The organism is Haloferula sp. BvORR071 (genome assembly GCF_000739615.1).
Taxonomy (GTDB): Bacteria; Verrucomicrobiota; Verrucomicrobiia; order Verrucomicrobiales; family Akkermansiaceae; genus Haloferula.
Window position 1 is genome coordinate 41,346 of record NZ_BATP01000005.1, and the last position, 16,619, is coordinate 57,964.

Below are 16,619 nucleotides of genomic sequence, written 5' to 3' on the forward strand. Positions count from 1 at the left end.
TCTAACGAAAATTCCGGGCCCTGATCGGGCGTTTGAAAGGGGCTGGCGCACTTGACACGAAAAAATCGCCCCCGGGCTGCTAACCTTCCGCCGATTCCGGTATTCTCCAAGGAAGCCCAACCATGGAGCCGGATCCGGACATTCCCTTCGTCAAGCTACTCACGGAGCACCAGAGCGTGATCTGCTCCTTCGTGATCTCGCTGCTGCCGGGGGCGCCGGGGGTGGACGATGTAATCCAGGAGACGAACGCACTCCTATGGACAAAGCGCAGTCAGTTCGAGATAGGCACGAATTTCCGGGCCTGGGCACTGACGATCGCGCGCTTCCAGGTGATGGTGCACCTGCGCCTGTTGAAGAAGCGACGCTGGGTGACCTTGGACGATGACGTGGCCGAGTTGCTGGCAGACGAACTGGAGGAGCAAACCGATCCCGAGCTTACCGAAAGCCGGATCGAGGCGCTGAGCGCCTGCCTCGGCAAGCTGCGGCCCGAGGATCGGGAACTGCTGATGCAGCGCTACTGGCGGAAGATCCGCCTGCAGGATTTCGCGGTCAGCAGCGGGCGCTCGCTGAGCGGACTGAAGGTCCAACTTTTCCGGCTGCGGGCCGCACTGAAACGCTGTATCGAGGACCGGGTCGGCCGGAAATGCCTGCCATGAGTCTTCGCCGTTCCATCCCCCGCCGCCGTCTGGAACAGGTCCTGCAGGACCTGGAAGACGGGGCCTTGAGTGCCGAGGACCACTGGTGGCTGATGTCGCAGTTGCGCGAGAGCCCGGAGGTCCGCCGCGCCTATCGCGAGCACATGGCCTTCGCCGCCGCGCTGCACGGCTCCGCCGAGGCATGGGCACCGGAACATGATTACGAGGAAAAGGTTTTCCAGATTCCCCCACCCCCGCTGTGGCAGCGGCTGCCACGCAAAGCGATCTACGCCGCGGCCGCGCTCATCGCGCTGCTGGCGGTGGCGGCGAGTTTCCTGGCGATCCGCTCCTCGCGCCTGCCTCCGGTGAAGGTGACCGCTGGTGCCGAGACCCTGTGGGAATACACCAGCGGCGGGATTGGCCGGGATGGCGAGTTCCTGCCGGGCACGCGGCTGCTGGTGGATCGCGGCAGCTTGGAAATCGTGACGCGGACCCGCACTCGCATGTTTGTGGAAGGACCCGCCACGCTTGAGATCACCGATCCCGCGCAGGTGAGCCTCTCCAGCGGCAAAGCTTGGTTCGAGTCACCCGATGGCAGCCAGGACCTCACGGTGAATACCGAGCGCCTGCGCGCGAATGGCGCGGGGGCGCGCTTCGGGGTGGCAGTTTCCACTGCTGGTGACCGGATCCAAGTGGAGGCTGGCAATCTCCGCGTTGAATCAAAGTCGCCGGGAATTCCCGTTACCACTCTCGGCCCCGGCCAGGCCGCTACCTCCGATCTAGTAGGTCGCTCGAAACCCGCGCCGGTGGATCCCGGCTTATTCCTGGATGAGCTCTCCAGAGAGCCTGCCTATATCCATTGGACCTTCGACGAGGAGAGCTCTGGCGGCTTCCCGGCGAAGTCTGCGGGGATTGAGGCGGCGCCAATCCGGATCACCGGAGTGAAGGGCAAGGCTGTCACGCCGCAGCTGACCCCAGGCGCCTTCGGGTCGGGTCTCGATCTAACAGGCGGAGACTGTTTTGCTGAAAGCGACTTTCCCGGCATCTCCGGCAGCGGGCCGCGAAGCGTAGCCCTGTGGATCAAGGGTCGGCCGATCCCGCGCCGGGTCAATGCAAAGCGCGTGGACTACACGCCCTCCGTGGTGATGTGGGGCGACCAGTCGATCAATGGCGGCAGCTGGACCTTCCGGGCCCACTGCGTCACCGGGATCATCGGCACGCAGTGGGGCTCCAATGGCCTGCTCACAGCGGGCAAGATCGGCACGATGAGCGTGCTGGACGGCCAGTGGCATCACATCGCCAGCGTTTTCACCGGTGAAGTTACCGAGACCGGCGAGGTGGAAGTCCGCCACTACATCGATGGTCAGCGCGTATTCACCACCACCGCGGCCATGGATATCGGGGTGGATACACGGCTCGGTAGCGAACCAGCCAACCGCTTGAGGGTCGCCTGCGATAACCAGATGCCCGACGGGCCGGGCAATGTGCCGGTGTCGGTCGACGAGTTGTTCATCTTCCGCAGTGCCTTGAGCGACGAGCAAATCAAGACCCTGTATCAGGAGAACCGCTTCATGCTGCGGGAGTGAGACGACGGGAAGGCAGATTTGAAATCTGAGATTTCAGATTCCAAATCGAAAGGCAGCTCTGCCCCCTCTACGGAGAGCGAAATTTTTTCGCGGAATCCTGCTAACCGATTTGCGGTTTCTGCATTCCCTAGCACCGGCATGCCCAAAGCCGGTTCTCAAACCCGATGAAACCCCTCTTTCCCGGCCTGGCGGCCTTGGCTTTGCTCGCACCGCTGCACGCGGCTGTCTATGCCCACTATTCCTTTGATAGCGACTACTCGGATTCATCTGGGAATGGCCGCAATGGAACCCTGACCGATGTCGGGACACTCGGAAACAGCGGCATTACCAGCACCGCTGGCGAATACGTGTTCGGCGGCGGCGCGGTGAATTTCAGCGCGGACCGCGACTATGTGGACGTGCCGGCCGGCGCTTTCGGTTCGGGCAATGCCTACACCATCTCCTTCTGGGCCAAGAAAACCGCGGGCGATACCGGCACTGCGGCGGACTATGACATGGTGATCGGCGACCGCTCCCAGACGGGCTTTTTCATCGCACTGAATGACGTGACCGGCACCGGCTTGCGCTGGCGCAGCTCGGACAGCACGACGGCCCGCCAAGCCGACTTCACAGTGGCGAAAGACTACGCGTGGCACCAGTACGCCATCGTGGCCTCCGGGACGACGATCAGCTTGTATGTGGATGGCCAGTTCTCCAGCAGCGCCACCGGCAAGATGACCGGCTTCCAGTGGAATACAATCGGCGAGGCCTACCCGAACACCAACGACTTCGATTTCAACGGCCAGATCGATGAGGTGTGGATTTTCAATGAAGCCCTCAGCGCTCCCGCGATCACGAGTCTCTATCAGACCAATACGGTGCCGGAGCCTTCCTCCCTACTGCTCTGCGCAGGAGGCCTCGCCGTGGCCTGCTGCCGCCGCTCCCGCAAACGCCGGATCTAACACTTGTTCCCTTTTTAAATCCAAAATCAAGCAACCCAAGCCCTGACTTCTTCCGTGACCCGCCATCTTCTCCTGCCTTTCGCTCCCCTGCTCCTTTCCATCCCCGCCACCGCCGGGGTGTATGCGCACTACTCCTTCGACACCGATTACTCCGACACCTCCGGGAATGCCCACAATGGCACCCTGGTAGACAACGGCACTGTGGGAAACAGCGGGATCACCAGCACCGCCGGTGACTTCAAGTTCGGAGCTGGCGCCATGAACTTCCACGCCGATCGCGACTACATCGACCTCGGCGCCACGAAGGCCTTCGGCTCCGGCACTCCCTATACCATCGCCTTCTGGGCAAAGAAGGCTCCCGGCGACACCGGCGATGCCGCGACTTGGGACATGGTGATCGGCGACCGCTCCCAGACGGGCTTTTTCATCGCGCTGAACGATTCGAGCGGCGCCGGCCTGCGCTGGCGCAGCGTGGACAGCACGGCGGCGCGACAGGCCGACTTCACGCTGACCAAGGACTACCTCTGGCACCACTACGCCATCGTCGGCTCCGGCACCACCATCACCCTGTATGTGGATGGGCAGCTCTCTGGCACTCCCGCCACCGGCAAGCAGACCGGCTTCCAGTTCAATACGATCGGCGAGGCTTACCCCACCAACGACTTCGACTTCAACGGCCAGCTTGACGAGGTGTGGATCTTTGATGAGGCGCTCAATGCCGCTGCGGTGAGCGCCCTCTTCCAATCGAATGATGCGACTGCCGTCCCGCCCTATTCCGGATTCCACTATCGCTTCGATGGCGACTTCAATGACAGCGGGACCGGCGCAAACAACGCCACCGCTGCGGGTAACGCCACCATCACCACCGAGCCGGCCCTGCTGGTGACCGGCCCCGGCTCACTCTTGCTCGACGGCACGGATGCTTCGCTGGTGTCCCTCCCCTCCGCCGGAACCTACACTTCCGCGCATCCGTGGTCGGCCGCCTGGTGGGCACGCCGCGACGCCATCGGCAGCAATCACGGCATGGTGATGGGCACCGCTGAAAACACCGCTGACTTCATCTGGCTGAATGATTCCTTCACCGGCCTGCGCTTCCGCTCGTCGGACAACATCAACTTCGACTTCACGGTGGCGAAGGACAGCGATCTCCATCATTACACTCTGGTGGCGGACGGTGCAGGCAGCCTCTCACTGTATGTGGACGGCCAGCCCAGCGAGACGCTGACGGGCAATACCTCATTCAATGTGGACAGCATCGGCAAGGCCTACCCGACAACCTCGTTGCATTACAATTTCCAAGGCACGCTGGATGAGGTCCACCTGATGCCGCAGGCCATGACCGATCTCCAGGTCGCCACCATGTATGCGCAGGAGCATCCGGCGGTCGATCCCGCTGCGGTGAGCAAGGTGCGGATCGTGCTACTCGCGGGACAATCGAATGCCGATGGCCGGGCCACGATCGCCGACCTGCCTGCCGCCTTCCAAGTGCCGCAGGCCGATGTGGACTTCTACTACAAGGTGGAGGGCGGCTCCGGCACGCTCACCACCCTGCGCCCCGGGCTCAGCGAGACTTCCCAATTCGGCCCGGAGATCGTGATGGGTAACCGGCTTGCGGATCTCTATGCAAGCGAAGCGGGAACCCGCGTCGCGATCATCAAGTATGCCAATGGCGGCACCGACCTGAAGACCCAGTGGAAAGCTGGCGGCAATGCCACCACCACGGGCGATGGCCCGGAGTACGTGACCTTCCAGCAAACTGTCACTGCCGGCCGCGCGGCGCTCGCGGCGAAATACCCGGGTGCCACGCTAGAGCTCGACTCAATCGTCTGGATGCAGGGCGAGAGTGATGCGGTCGCGGCTTCGGCGGGCTCCTACCAGACCAACCTCATCACCTTCATCGCGGATGTGCGGGCGACCTATGGCAGCACGCTACCTTTCGTGATCGCACGCCTCGGAAGCCAACAAACGGCACTGGATAGCACCTATCTGAATCAAGTGCGTGCGGCGCAGGATGCCGTGGCACTGGCCGATCCGCGAACCGCGATCTTCTCCACCGATGGCTTTGGCATGAACGGCGACGGCTTGCACTTCAATGCCAGCGGCCAGCAAGCGATGGGCAGCGCCTTTGCAGAAGAGGCTGCCTACTACGACTGGATGATCTCCACTTTCTCCGCCGCCGACATCAATGCCGGCCTCGGCGAACCGGATGCCGACCAGGACAAGGATGGACAAAGCAACCGGACCGAGTTCCTGGGTGCCAGCAATCCTACCTCCAGCGATTCGCGCTTCACTGCTTCTGTCACGCGCACGGGTGCCAGCACCGCCAGCATCCTGTATCCCTCCTCATCATCCCGCTTCTATGCGGTGGAGCAATGGTCGGAAGGCAGCGGCTTGTGGGAAACAGCCCTGCCTTACGCCAAGGGACAGGAAGGACAAACCACCCGGGCTTTCAACTCTTCCACCGCGGCGGGCATCTACCGCGTGATTTCCAAGCTGCCGTGAGTAGTGGTCAGGCAGGGTAGATGCCATATGGGTTCATGGCGCTACCCTGCCAGAAGCCGCCTGACCCACTCAGGAACTACCTCTGAGGCCGGCCCCCGCAGGCACTCTTCAAACTCTGCCGACTTTGCTGTTTCGACCGTATTGATTTCCACGGTGCGTGCGCCATAGACCTTCGCCTTGATGGCAAAACGGGAGGCTGGCTCAACCACGCCCGAGGTGCCGATGGCCGCGAAGATCCCGGTATTCTCCAAAACCGCCTGAATCTGCTCCAGCCCGTAAGGCACTTCACCGAACCAGACAACGTCGGGCCGCATGCCCATTTCTCGCCCGCATTTGGAGCAAAGATCCTCCGGACTTAGGTCTTCATTGCAGGACGTGACCCAATTGCACCAGAGGCAGCGCTTCTTGAGCAGCTCGCCGTGCATGTGGACCAGTCGCCGGCTGCCCGCACGCTCATGCAGGTCATCGACGTTCTGGGTGACTAACAGAAAGTCATCGCCGAGTTCCCGCTCCAGTTCGGCGAGAGCGAAGTGGGCGGCATTCGGCAGCACCGTGGCCAACTGCTGTCGGCGCTGGTTGTAAAAACGGTTCACCAAACCCGGATTGCGGCCGAAGCCGATCCGGGTGGCAACCTGATCCACCGAATGCCCTTCCCAGAGTCCGTTGGAATCACGGAAGGTCCTGATCCCCGATTCCGCGGAAATCCCCGCACCGGTTAGAACCACGACCTTCATCGCCCGGCTTGGTCACCAGTTGTCGCCCAACCCGCGACGGCCGGCGAGAGCCAGCAGGTCATCGCGCATGGGCCATTCGTCGGGGCGCTCGCTGACCTGGTGACGCTTGCTGGCGCCCTTCAGCATCATGCAGCCGGTGTTGTCGCCGATCTGGCTAACCGCCGCGGATTCTTCCGCGCTGAGGCGGATGTCCGGTACGGCCGCGAAGTCACGGATCTGATCTTCAATCGAGCGGGCTCCCTCGCCGGCTTCCTGGATGAAAGTTGGTACCACGCTCTCGACCGCGGGCTGGCTGAGATTCCACACTGAAGCGAACTGGATCAGCGAGAGACCGTGCTTTTCGGCAATCGGCTTCATGCGCTCGATCTTGTCCAAACCATGATCGACCCAGCCTTCGGCGCGGTAGGAACGGTGATCGCCGGGCTTGAACTGGTGGCCCTTCTTCATGTCGCCATGGAAGAGGCCGCCGTAGTCGGCCACGCGGGTCAGGACCTTCACTCCCTTCTCCGCACAGACTGGCAGCACGTGACAGGAGGGCCAGGGCTCGAGCGGGTTGAGAATCAGCATCGCCCAGTCGATGTCGTCGCCGTAGCGCTCAAGGCAGTCGATGATATCCAGCGAGAAGCCGTTCGCTGGTCCCGGTGCGAGGCCGAGGCGCTCGGCCATGCCTTCCGACTTGAGGGCGCGCAGGCCATCCCAGACCGCATCGCTGGTGTAGCCGGTCTGGTCCGGATTGTGGAGCATCAGCAGGTCGAAGCGGTCGGTGCGGCAGCGCTCGAGCGACTTCTCGCAAGCCTTTCGCAGGTAGTCCCGGTAGTGGCTCGGCTGGTGCAGCTCGGGATCGGTGAAACGGGGGTAGCCCTTCGCGCCTTGGCGCTGGCCTTCGTAGAAATCGTGGCCGAGCATCCCGACGAGGCTGTATTCCTCGCGCGGCTTGTCGGCGAGGGCCTGCCCGAGCAGTTCATCCGCCTTGCCATTGCCATAGACGTCCGCGGTCACATAGGTGCGGATGCCGGCGTCCCAAGCGGTGGCGATGCAGGAGAGGAAGCGGTCCTCGGGAAGCGTTTCGCCGAAGTGCATGAAGCGCCCGGCGCTCCAGGTGCCGTAAGCCGTGGTGGTCAGATCCATGCGGAAATCTCTAGAGCGCCCGGCCCGCCCGGTCAACCGGCTCGCAAAATCCGCGCGACATCCGGGAAAAAATGCCGAATTCCGAAAAGGCAGGGATTTGAACAGGAGAAAGACAAGAGAAAGACAGGAGGAAGAATGAAAAGACCCTCTCCCTTAAATCTCTTAGCCTCAAAACTCCTGCCTTTCTCTTGTCTTTCTCCTGTTAAAAATCTCTTGGATCAGCGCCCGGAAATCCGGGTCTTCGGCATTCGCTATTGCGCCCTGCCCCGCCTCCAAGGTCTCCTAGCCCCATGGCCGCCACGGAACGCTGGCACGAACGGACCCTGCAGGATGGCGAATGGCTGCGCGCCGATTTCGGCAACCTGACCCTCGTGGTCCTGAGCGTCTTGGAGGAATGGCGGGTGGCGGCGCTCTACGGCGAGCAGCGGCGGGTGCTGGACAACCTGAACATGCCCCCGGACGAGCTGCCCTGGCAGCGCTGGGACCGCGGGGTGAAGGACGTGAAGCTGCAATTCCGCCCGGTTTTCCCCGACCGCCCCGTAATCGTGCGGCCGCGCTCGGCGCTGCACCTCTCACCCCGGGCGAAAGCGAATTTCTTCGTCGGGATCCCCGCCTTCATCGAGCTGAATGCCCACAGCGAAGGGGAATACGTGCGGCTGCATGCCTGGCCGAGCGACCCGCCCTCAAATACTTGGCACGGCACGCCGATCTCCGGGACCCTGTGCTACTCGGTGAAAACCCGCGCACGGCGGCAGTTCATCCCCGATGACTGGCAGGAGCTGTCGATCATTTCCACGGTCGAGATCGCCAACAGCGGCACCCATACCCTGCCCTTCGAGCGGCTCTTCTTCGAGACCGGCCACCTGGCGGTCTTCGAGCACCTTGGCCGCCTGTGGTCGAACCACGCGCGAATCCGCACGGGCGACAAGGACGACTCGCTGAGCGGCGTGGTCTTCGGCCAGAAGCCCTTCGGCGATGCGGCCAATGCAGTGGAGCTGACCCCGCCACGGTTGGGCCGGGTGCGGCGCAGCATGCTGAAGGAGGCTTTTTCCACTTTCCTCGGGGTCAGCCACCCCCACCTCACCTGATTGATGCTGGAATACCTCAACAACTTGTTCTGGAGCAGTCCGGTCTTGCAGAGAGCGGCACGGGTGCTGGTGATCCTGATCACCGGGGTCCCGATCGTGATGCTGGTCTCGCGGATCATCGCGGGAATCCTGCGCCGGCGACTGGGCCAGCAAGGGGGGGATTTGCTGGCAAAAATCGCCCGCTACGGGGGCTATTTACTGGTCCTCATCGCCATCCTGGAGGAGTTCGGCTTCAATCTCGGGGCGGTTCTAGGCGCGGCGGGAATCGCCGGCGTGGCGATCGGCTTCGCCTCCCAGACCTCCCTCTCGAACCTGATCTCAGGACTCTTCATCGTCGGCGAGCGGCCCTTTGAGAAGGGCGACATCATTGAGGTGGGGGCCTTCACCGGCACGGTCGAGGAGATCGGGCTGATGGCCCTGACCTTGCGGACCTTCGACAACCGCTCGGTGCGGATCCCGAATGAGACCCTGGTGAAGACCAATGTGGTCACCGTGACCCGCTATCCAATCCGGCGGGTCGATCTCACGGTGGGGGTTTCCTACAATGAGGCGATTGACCGGGTGATGAAGATCTTGCGCGAGGTCGCCGAACTTCATCCGGCGGTGCTGGACGAGCCTGAAGCGATGATCGTTTTCAACGGCTTCGGCGAATCCTCGCTGAACTTCATGATCGGCGCCTGGACCATCAAGCAGGACGTGCTGAAGGTGAAGAACGAGCTGCCGCTGCGGATCAAGGAAGCCTTCGACCGCGAGGGAATCGAGATGCCCTTCCCACACCGGGTGTTGGGCGGCGGCAGGGCAATGGAACCGATCCCGGTGGTGGTGATGGCGGAGAAGAAGCCTGTGGAGGGCAAGCCGCCGGGAGCTGCTTGAGCCCGCATCTCACCTGGCAGGGAAGCCGCGCGGAGCCGATTTTGCGGATCTGCTAGCGCAAATCTCCCTTTGCGTCCCCTACCCGGCAGGACGATAAACAGGCGCCCATGCCCGCCGCGCCGCTCCAACCCTTCTTCAAGTCCAAGGGTTGGAAGCCATTCGCTTTCCAGAAGGAGGTGTGGGCGGCCTATGCGGCGGGGAAGTCGGGCCTGCTACATGCGCCGACCGGTCAGGGCAAGACCCTGGCGGTCTGGTTAGGTCCAGTGGCGGAAGCGCTGGAGGAAGAGACCAAGCCACACACCTGTGGAGTGATCTGGCTGACGCCACTGCGGGCGCTGGCGCAGGATACATTGCGGGCCTTGCGGGAGCCGCTGGAGGCGCTGGCACCGAGCTTGCAGGTGGAGGCGCGGACCGGAGACACGTCTGCGGCAGTTAGAGCGCGGCTGCGGAAATCGCTGCCTTTCGGGCTGGTGACCACGCCGGAGAGCCTGTCGCTGATGCTGACGCATGAAGACACGCGGGAGAAGCTGGCGGGCTTGAAGGCCGTGATCGTGGACGAATGGCACGAGCTGTTAGGCAGCAAGCGCGGGGTCCAGGCGGAGCTTTGCCTGGCTCGGCTGCGGGCGTGGTTCCCGGCGCTGAAGATCTGGGGCCTGTCCGCCACCTTGGGAAATCTCGACGAGGCCCGGGCGGTGCTACTCGGTTCCCCGACCCCGCCGGATGCGGTGACAGTGGCGGCGGATCTCAAGAAGGAGATCAAGGTCGAGACGATCATCCCGAAGGAAATCGACCGCTTTCCTTGGTCCGGGCACATCGGGACCCGGCTCGCGCCGCAGGTGCTCAAGCAGCTCGACAAGGCGCGGACGACGCTGGTTTTCACCAACACTCGATCCCAGACAGAAATCTGGTACCAAGAGCTGCTGAGCTTGCGGCCGGAGTGGGTGGAGCAGATCGCGATGCACCACGGCTCGCTGGACCCGGCAGAGCGGATCAAGGTCGAGCAGGGGCTGCGGGATGGATCGCTGCGCTGCGTGGTATGTACTTCCTCGCTGGACCTCGGGGTGGACTTCTCACCCGTAGACCAAGTGATCCAGATCGGCTCGCCGAAGGGGATCGCGCGGATGCTGCAGCGGGCCGGACGCTCCGGGCACCAACCAGGAAAGACCTCGAAGATTTTCGGGGTGCCGACCTTCGCGATGGAGCTGGTCGAGTTCGCGGCGGTCCGGGACGCGGCGGAGGTCCGCCACCTCGAGGCCCGTCGGCCGCTCCAGAAGCCGCTCGACGTGCTAGTCCAGCACCTCGTGACCTGTGCGATCGGGGAGCCCTTCGAGGCGGAGGCGATGCGCCGCGAGATCCAGTCGGCCCACGCCTTCCGCGAGCTGAGCGACCCGGAGTGGGACTGGGCGCTCAGCTTCATCTCCAGTGGTGGCAAGGCACTTGCCAACTACCCGCGCTATCAGAAGGCCCGGCTTGTGGAGGGCCGCTATACGGTGGACGACAAGCGCCTGATCCAGCAGCACCGGCTCTCGATTGGAACGATTTCCTCCGACCTTAACATCAGCGTCCGCTTCGCCAGTGGGCAGACTTTAGGGACCGTCGAAGAAGGATTCATCGGACGTTTGAAACCCGGCAGCGTATTCGTCTTTGCCGGTCGCAAATTGGAACTGCTTCGCCTGCGGGACAAGGTGGCAACCGTTCGAGCATCGAAGGGCGACGCCAAGGGGAACATCGCGGTCTGGGGTGGCAGCAAGATGCCGCTCTCCACCGAGCTATCCCACGCCACCGCCGCCCGGCTCCGTGGTGAGGGCAAGGCAGCCCCGGAAATGAAGGCGGTGGCCCCGATCCTAGCGATCCAGAAGCGCTGGTCCGAACTGCCGGATGACCGGACACTCCTGATCGAACATGCCCGCTCGCGAGGAGAAGAACACTTGTTTGTTTTTCCGATGGCCGGGCGAGTCGTGCACGAGGGTATCGGCGCGCTGATGACCCATCGGATGAATCTGAAGGACAGCGTGACGATCACGCAGAACGACTACGGCTTCTGCCTCACTGCCCGCCGCGGCTTGAATCTCGACGAGCAATCCATTCGTTTGAATCTATCGATTGAGAACTTGTTGGGAGACGTGATTGCCTGCCTCAATACCCACGAGCTGGCGCGTCGGCAGTTCCGGGAAGTCGCTCGGGTAGCGGGGTTGATCCTGCAGAACCTCCCGGGGCGGGCCCAGCGCGGACAGCGTGAAGTGCAGGCCAGTTCCAGACTCCTGTTTGAAGTGCTGGAGCGCTACGATCCGGGCAACCTCCTCCTTCTCCAGTCCGAGCGTGAAATTCTAGAGAGACAATTTGAGTTCAGTAGCTTGCATGCAGTTTTGGCGGATATGGAAACAAGGCCCATACACTTGATTGAAACTGAGCATCTCACTCCAATGGCCTTCCCCTTGTGGGCGGAGCGATTGTCGGCAACCTTGTCACCCGGCGACGCGGCCACGCGACTCGAACAAATGATTCAAGAGCTCAACCAAGCAGCGAAATGAACATCGAACTCGGCAATCAAACGCTTAGACTCATTCCTGGTGGCGGAGTCCTTCTGGAGGACTCCACCCTAATCGTAGCGGACCTTCACCTCGGAAAAGCCACTGCGTTTCAAGCAAAGGGATTGGCGATTCCGGAAGGCGACAGTGAGGCCGATTTGGATCGGCTGAGCGCCTTGGTGAAATGGCACCAGGCGACGAAGCTGATCGTGAACGGAGACCTGTTTCACTCCCCCGCCGGGCTTACAGATGAAATCCAACGTTTGCTGGAAACATTTCTAAACAAGCTCCAAATTCCGGTTCAACTGATCTTGGGAAACCATGAGGCCAAGCTTCCATTTATCCCCCACGGACTGAACCCAGTCGCCGCCACCGAGCAGGCCGGGCTCCATATCGTCCACGATCCGAAGGACGCTCCAGCAAACGTTTCAAGCATTACCGCCCACTGGCATCCGGTGGTGAGGATCGCGGATGGAAAGCGGACCACGTTGCGCCTACCCTGCTTCCTGCGCCGAGGGGAGATACTGGTGTTGCCGGCTTTCGGGTCCTTCACGGGCGGACAGGTTCTGGATGTGGAGCCGGGCGATACCTACTTCGTGAGCCCCGGGGAGGAGGTCGTGCAGGTGCCAAGCGAGCTAGTGAGAGGATGACCGAGCCCCCGGCCAAGCAAAGCTGGAGCACCGAAGGGCACCCGGGAGGCACCGCCGGGAACATTTCAGAAATGAAAAGCGTTTCACCATTGCGTCGTAGTGAGGTCCTATGCGTCTTGCGATTCCCTTCCCTTTCCGGCTCAGCCTTGCCGCCTTGGCACTTGCGGGAAATGGCTGGGCGGCGGACAGCACCAGCTTCGATGCCGCCCGGAAGGTGCTGGAGTCGAAGTGCCTGTCTTGCCACTGCCCGGAGAAGACCAAGGGCGAGCTGCTGATGACCACCCGGGAGCAGTTTCTGAAGGGGGGCGAGGGCGGCGCGGCGATCCAGTTGGAGAAGCCTGCGGAGTCGGAAGTCCTGAAGCGGATCAAGCTGGACGAGGACGACGACGACGTGATGCCCCCGAAGGACGGGCCGCTCAAGAGCGAGGAGATTGCCGCCATCGAGGCATGGCTGACGGCCGGCGCGCCATGGCCAGAGGGCGTGGTGATGGCACCGCGAGCCAAGACCGCCCTTCCCGATTGGGACGCGCCGGCAGATCCGGCGATCGGCGCGATCGAACCTTTCCCGAAGACCGTGACGCTGGAGACGGCGGCCGACTTCCACAAGGTGCTGGTGATGGCCCGCTTCAAGGATGCCGCGACCCAGGACGTCACCCGGCAGGTCAAGGCGAGCATCGCCGATCCTAGCGTGGCGAAGCTGGAGGGCACCCTGCTGAAGCCACTCAAGGACGGCAGCACGACCCTGAATCTGGAATACCGGGGCCTGAAGGCGGAGGTCGCGGTGATTGTGAAGGATGCCAACAAGCCGCGGCCGGTTTCCTTCCAGCTCGATGTAATGCCGGTACTAACCTCCTCCGGTTGCAATACCGGTTCCTGCCACGGCTCGGCACGGGGGAAGGACGGCTTCCACCTGAGTCTTTTCGGCTTCGACCCACAGGGCGATCACTTCCGCCTGACCCGCGAGAACCCGGGCCGGCGCGTGAATCTGGCACTGCCGGAGGAGTCGCTGATGATCACCAAGTCGACCGGCGGGGTGCCGCACACCGGCGGCAAGCTCTTTGAGAAAGGCAGCGCTCCCTACGAGACCCTTGTCGCATGGATCCGCGATGGGGCGGAGTATGACCAAGGTGAGATCGCCAAGCCCACGGGGGTGACAATCGAGCCGCCGCAGGTGGTGCTCAAGGGCGAGGGCCTGGAGACACCCTATACGGTCAGGGCGACTTACTCCGACGGCACGGACCGCGACGTGACCACGCTTTCGTCCTTCTCGACTTCGAACGACAACTCGGTTTCGGTGAACAAGCGTAGCGGTCTCGCGACATCGAAGAACCGGGGCGAGGCCTTCCTGTTAGGCCGCTTCATGACCTTCACGGAGGTCTCGCAGTCGATCGTGATTCCGAAGGAGTCGAACTACACCCGACCAGAGCTGCCAGAGTTCAACTACATCGACAAGCTGGTCTACGACAAGCTGCACAAGCTGCGGATCATCCCTGCCCCGCTCTGCGACGATGAGACCTTCCTGCGGCGCGTCTTCATTGACGTGGTCGGCAAGCTGCCCGAACCCTCCGAGCGCGAGCAATTCCTGACCAGCACGGATCCGAAAAAGCGAGAGCAACTGGTGGACGAACTGATCGCCCGCAAGGAATTTTCCGAAATGTGGGTGATGAAGTGGGCGGAGCTACTCCAGATCCGGACCTTCAACAATGGGGGCCAGCAAGTTTCCTACAAGGCGGCGCTAGGCTACTACAATTGGCTGCGCGACCGGATCGCCAGCAACATGCCCTTCAACCAGGTGGTGAAGGAGATCCTATCCTCCGAGGGCGGCACCTTCTCCAGCCCGCCGACGAATTTCTTCCAGATCGAGCAGGACACGCTGAAGCTGACGGAGAACGTGGCGCAGGTCTTCATGGGCACACGGATCCAGTGCGCGCAGTGCCACAACCATCCCTTCGACCGCTGGACGATGGATGACTACTATGGCTTCGCCTCCTTCTTCGCGCAGGTGAAGCGCAAGCCCGCCGAGGACCCCCGTGAGCGCATCGTCTTTGATGGTGGCGGTGAGGTGAATCATCTGGTCACAAAGCAGCCGGTAAAGCCGCGCTTCCTGGGAGCGAAGACGCCGGACGACTTCGGTAAGAAGACGCGGCGCGAGGCGGTGGCGGAGTGGCTGAGCTCGAATGACAATCCCTGGTTCGCGCGGAACGTCTCTAACATCGTGTGGTCACACTTCTTCGGGGTAGGCATCACCGATCCGGTGGATGACATGCGGATCTCGAACCCGCCCTCGAATCCCGAGCTACTGGCCGCCCTCTCCAGCAAGTTCGTGGAATACAACTACGACGTGCGCAAGCTCGTGCGGGACATCTGCACCAGCCGCACCTACCAACTCTCCAGCGCGGTGAATGAGACCAACGAGACCGATAGCCGGAACTTCTCGCGCTCCCTGGTGCGCCGGGTGCGGGCGGAGGTGCTGCTCGACTGCATCTCGCAGGTGACGCAGACGCCGAACAAGTTCAAGGGTCTGCCGCTGGGCTCGCGCGCGGTGCAGATCGCGGATGGCAACACCTCGAACTACTTCCTTACCACCTTCGGTCGTGCGACCCGCGCCACAGTCTGCTCCTGCGAGGTGAAGATGGAGCCGAACCTCTCGCAGGCGCTGCATCTCCTTAATGGCGACGCCACGCATAACCGGATCCAGCAGGGCAAGGTGGTGCAGGCACTGGCAGAACAGAAGAAGAGCCCGGAGGAGATCATCAAACTGCTCTACCTGAAGACCCTGAACCGCGATCCGGTGCCGGAGGAGCAGACGAAGCTGATGGAGGCGGTCAACGAGGGGAAAGACGACAAGGAGAAGCAGGCGATCCTGAATGATGTGTTCTGGGCGCTGCTGAACTCGAAAGAGTTCATCTTTAACCATTGATTTCCCGGGAACCCACCTTAAGTAGCACACGACAACGGATTTCCAGTTTCGTTCAAAAATTAATTTTAAAAGATTGTCTACCTACGCGATCGCGGGTAGAAGGTGTCCATGCTGTCCCACCCAGCCAATGGCGATGAATCCGCAGTCGCCGCGGAGGATTCGTTGGAGCCCAACACCCGGGCAAATCGCAGGCGACAAGCAACCGTGGAAGAACTTCTGTCCCGCCTTGACCGGGAGTTTTTCCGCAACTGGTTCATCGACGGTCCCCGACTGTTGCTGAAGGGCAAGTTCAGCCGCCGTGCAGCGGTCTTCATGATCGTCGCAGCCCTTCCGGCAATCGCGGCGACCCTGTTCCTCACGGTTCCGGGGATGCTATTCCCAACGCCAGCGCACAACGCGTTCTTCTATTTCTGGAAGGGCGTGAATAGCGATATGGCCTCACTCATCCCGGTCGGTATTGGTCTTATTTCCTCGGTGTTCAGCCTCCGGCTGCCACTGGGTTCCTGACTCCCCTTTTTAGAGTGTGTTTCTTGGCTAGCCCGGCATCCGAAAAGATGCCGGGCTTCGCCTATAATGAACACGCCCACACGAATCGCATCCGACTCCCCATGTCCCGGCTCTACCAGCTCGTGCGGCTGATCCGCGCCCTGCTTATCATTGCGATGGTGCCTGCACTCTACTTCGGGGGCTTCGTCGCGAGCTGGGAAATGACCACGAATGGCCGCATCGACCTGAATTCCAAGCACGGCAGCTGGGTGCGCGAACTCTATGCACCGCTCTTCCGCCTGGATATGAACTCGCCGGGCTTCCATGAGTTCGTGAAGACGTGTGCCCGGACATTCTCTTGAAGCCCGGCTCCCGCTGGTGGGACCTCGACGAGAACAAGGTACGCAAGGCGATCCTGCTCAACGAATCCTACGTGATGCAGTTCTGGATCGAGCCGTCCGGTAGCAAGGGGGCCACTGTCTATTTTCACCAAAGCGACTGAGCGCTGGATGCGCGGTCATCCAATTTCGTTTCATTCGCGCAAGAAA

Annotated in this window: 14 protein-coding genes; 12 read left to right on the plus strand and 2 right to left on the minus strand. The window is 62.1% G+C overall.

The window, feature by feature from the left end; translation table 11 throughout:
* Window positions 1–122 precede the first annotated feature (122 nt).
* From BV071_RS04185 to BV071_RS04200, 4 genes are all read left to right on the plus strand, one after another.
* Window positions 123–656 carry a sigma-70 family RNA polymerase sigma factor gene (locus tag BV071_RS04185; protein ID WP_035602649.1) on the plus strand — a complete coding sequence of 178 codons (534 nt, stop codon included), beginning with the start codon at window positions 123–125 and terminating at the stop codon, window positions 654–656.
* Window positions 653–2,221 carry a LamG-like jellyroll fold domain-containing protein gene (locus tag BV071_RS04190; RefSeq protein ID WP_035602652.1) on the plus strand — a complete coding sequence of 523 codons (1,569 nt, stop codon included), beginning with the start codon at window positions 653–655 and terminating at the stop codon, window positions 2,219–2,221. The genes BV071_RS04185 and BV071_RS04190 overlap by 4 nt, the downstream gene beginning before the upstream one ends.
* Window positions 2,222–2,385: 164 nt before the next feature.
* Window positions 2,386–3,162: a LamG-like jellyroll fold domain-containing protein gene (locus BV071_RS04195; RefSeq protein ID WP_035602655.1), complete on the plus strand. Its 777-nt coding sequence runs from the start codon at window positions 2,386–2,388 to the stop codon at window positions 3,160–3,162.
* A 54-nt stretch (window positions 3,163–3,216) separates the two neighbouring features.
* Window positions 3,217–5,664: a LamG-like jellyroll fold domain-containing protein gene (locus BV071_RS04200; RefSeq protein ID WP_035602657.1), complete on the plus strand. Its 2,448-nt coding sequence runs from the start codon at window positions 3,217–3,219 to the stop codon at window positions 5,662–5,664.
* A gap of 41 nt (window positions 5,665–5,705) precedes the next feature.
* On the opposite strand, the gene BV071_RS04205 is transcribed toward BV071_RS04200, so the two are convergent.
* Both BV071_RS04205 and BV071_RS04210 read right to left on the minus strand, forming a co-directional pair.
* Window positions 5,706–6,398: an NAD-dependent deacylase gene (locus tag BV071_RS04205; protein ID WP_035602660.1), complete on the minus strand. Its 693-nt coding sequence runs from the start codon at window positions 6,396–6,398 to the stop codon at window positions 5,706–5,708.
* Window positions 6,399–6,410: 12 nt separating this feature from the next.
* Complete coding sequence (locus BV071_RS04210; protein WP_035602664.1) at window positions 6,411–7,526, minus strand: aldo/keto reductase; 1,116 nt, start codon at window positions 7,524–7,526, stop codon at window positions 6,411–6,413.
* 290 nt (window positions 7,527–7,816) lie between these two features.
* On the opposite strand from BV071_RS04210, the gene BV071_RS04215 reads away from it, so the two are divergent.
* From BV071_RS04215 to BV071_RS35150, 8 genes are all read left to right on the plus strand, one after another.
* The gene (locus tag BV071_RS04215; protein WP_035602667.1) at window positions 7,817–8,614 is read left to right on the plus strand and encodes a hypothetical protein; all 798 of its coding nucleotides are present in this window, start codon (window positions 7,817–7,819) and stop codon (window positions 8,612–8,614) included.
* 3 nt (window positions 8,615–8,617) lie between these two features.
* The gene (locus BV071_RS04220) at window positions 8,618–9,487 is read left to right on the plus strand and encodes a mechanosensitive ion channel family protein (protein ID WP_035602950.1); all 870 of its coding nucleotides are present in this window, start codon (window positions 8,618–8,620) and stop codon (window positions 9,485–9,487) included.
* A gap of 107 nt (window positions 9,488–9,594) precedes the next feature.
* Window positions 9,595–12,018, plus strand: a complete 2,424-nt coding sequence (locus tag BV071_RS04225; RefSeq protein ID WP_035602669.1) for a ligase-associated DNA damage response DEXH box helicase — start codon at window positions 9,595–9,597, stop codon at window positions 12,016–12,018.
* Window positions 12,015–12,665: a ligase-associated DNA damage response endonuclease PdeM gene (gene pdeM / locus BV071_RS04230; protein WP_052572875.1), complete on the plus strand. Its 651-nt coding sequence runs from the start codon at window positions 12,015–12,017 to the stop codon at window positions 12,663–12,665. Before BV071_RS04225 ends, pdeM begins: the two co-directional genes overlap by 4 nt.
* Before the next feature lie 109 nt (window positions 12,666–12,774).
* On the plus strand, window positions 12,775–15,585 hold the full coding sequence (locus BV071_RS04235; protein ID WP_075090839.1) for a PSD1 and planctomycete cytochrome C domain-containing protein: 2,811 nt from the start codon (window positions 12,775–12,777) through the stop codon (window positions 15,583–15,585).
* 204 nt (window positions 15,586–15,789) lie between these two features.
* The gene (locus tag BV071_RS04240) at window positions 15,790–16,092 is read left to right on the plus strand and encodes a hypothetical protein (protein ID WP_265594055.1); all 303 of its coding nucleotides are present in this window, start codon (window positions 15,790–15,792) and stop codon (window positions 16,090–16,092) included.
* Window positions 16,093–16,193: 101 nt separating this feature from the next.
* The gene (locus tag BV071_RS04245; RefSeq protein ID WP_265594056.1) at window positions 16,194–16,433 is read left to right on the plus strand and encodes a hypothetical protein; all 240 of its coding nucleotides are present in this window, start codon (window positions 16,194–16,196) and stop codon (window positions 16,431–16,433) included.
* Window positions 16,430–16,573: a hypothetical protein gene (locus tag BV071_RS35150; RefSeq protein WP_265594057.1), complete on the plus strand. Its 144-nt coding sequence runs from the start codon at window positions 16,430–16,432 to the stop codon at window positions 16,571–16,573. Before BV071_RS04245 ends, BV071_RS35150 begins: the two co-directional genes overlap by 4 nt.
* Window positions 16,574–16,619 lie beyond the last annotated feature (46 nt).

Bases quoted from the DNA above. Each gene is read 5' to 3' on its own strand.
- BV071_RS04185 (WP_035602649.1), top strand. From the start codon at position 123: ATGGAGCCGGATCCGGACATTCCCTTCGTCAAGCTACTCACGGAGCAC.
- BV071_RS04190 (WP_035602652.1), top strand. From the start codon at position 653: ATGAGTCTTCGCCGTTCCATCCCCCGCCGCCGTCTGGAACAGGTCCTG.
- BV071_RS04195 (WP_035602655.1), top strand. From the start codon at position 2,386: ATGAAACCCCTCTTTCCCGGCCTGGCGGCCTTGGCTTTGCTCGCACCG.
- BV071_RS04205 (WP_035602660.1), bottom strand. From the start codon at position 6,398: ATGAAGGTCGTGGTTCTAACCGGTGCGGGGATTTCCGCGGAATCGGGG.
- BV071_RS04210 (WP_035602664.1), bottom strand. From the start codon at position 7,526: ATGGATCTGACCACCACGGCTTACGGCACCTGGAGCGCCGGGCGCTTC.
- BV071_RS04215 (WP_035602667.1), top strand. From the start codon at position 7,817: ATGGCCGCCACGGAACGCTGGCACGAACGGACCCTGCAGGATGGCGAA.
- BV071_RS04220 (WP_035602950.1), top strand. From the start codon at position 8,618: ATGCTGGAATACCTCAACAACTTGTTCTGGAGCAGTCCGGTCTTGCAG.
- BV071_RS04225 (WP_035602669.1), top strand. From the start codon at position 9,595: ATGCCCGCCGCGCCGCTCCAACCCTTCTTCAAGTCCAAGGGTTGGAAG.
- pdeM (WP_052572875.1), top strand. From the start codon at position 12,015: ATGAACATCGAACTCGGCAATCAAACGCTTAGACTCATTCCTGGTGGC.
- BV071_RS04235 (WP_075090839.1), top strand. From the start codon at position 12,775: ATGCGTCTTGCGATTCCCTTCCCTTTCCGGCTCAGCCTTGCCGCCTTG.
- BV071_RS04245 (WP_265594056.1), top strand. From the start codon at position 16,194: ATGTCCCGGCTCTACCAGCTCGTGCGGCTGATCCGCGCCCTGCTTATC.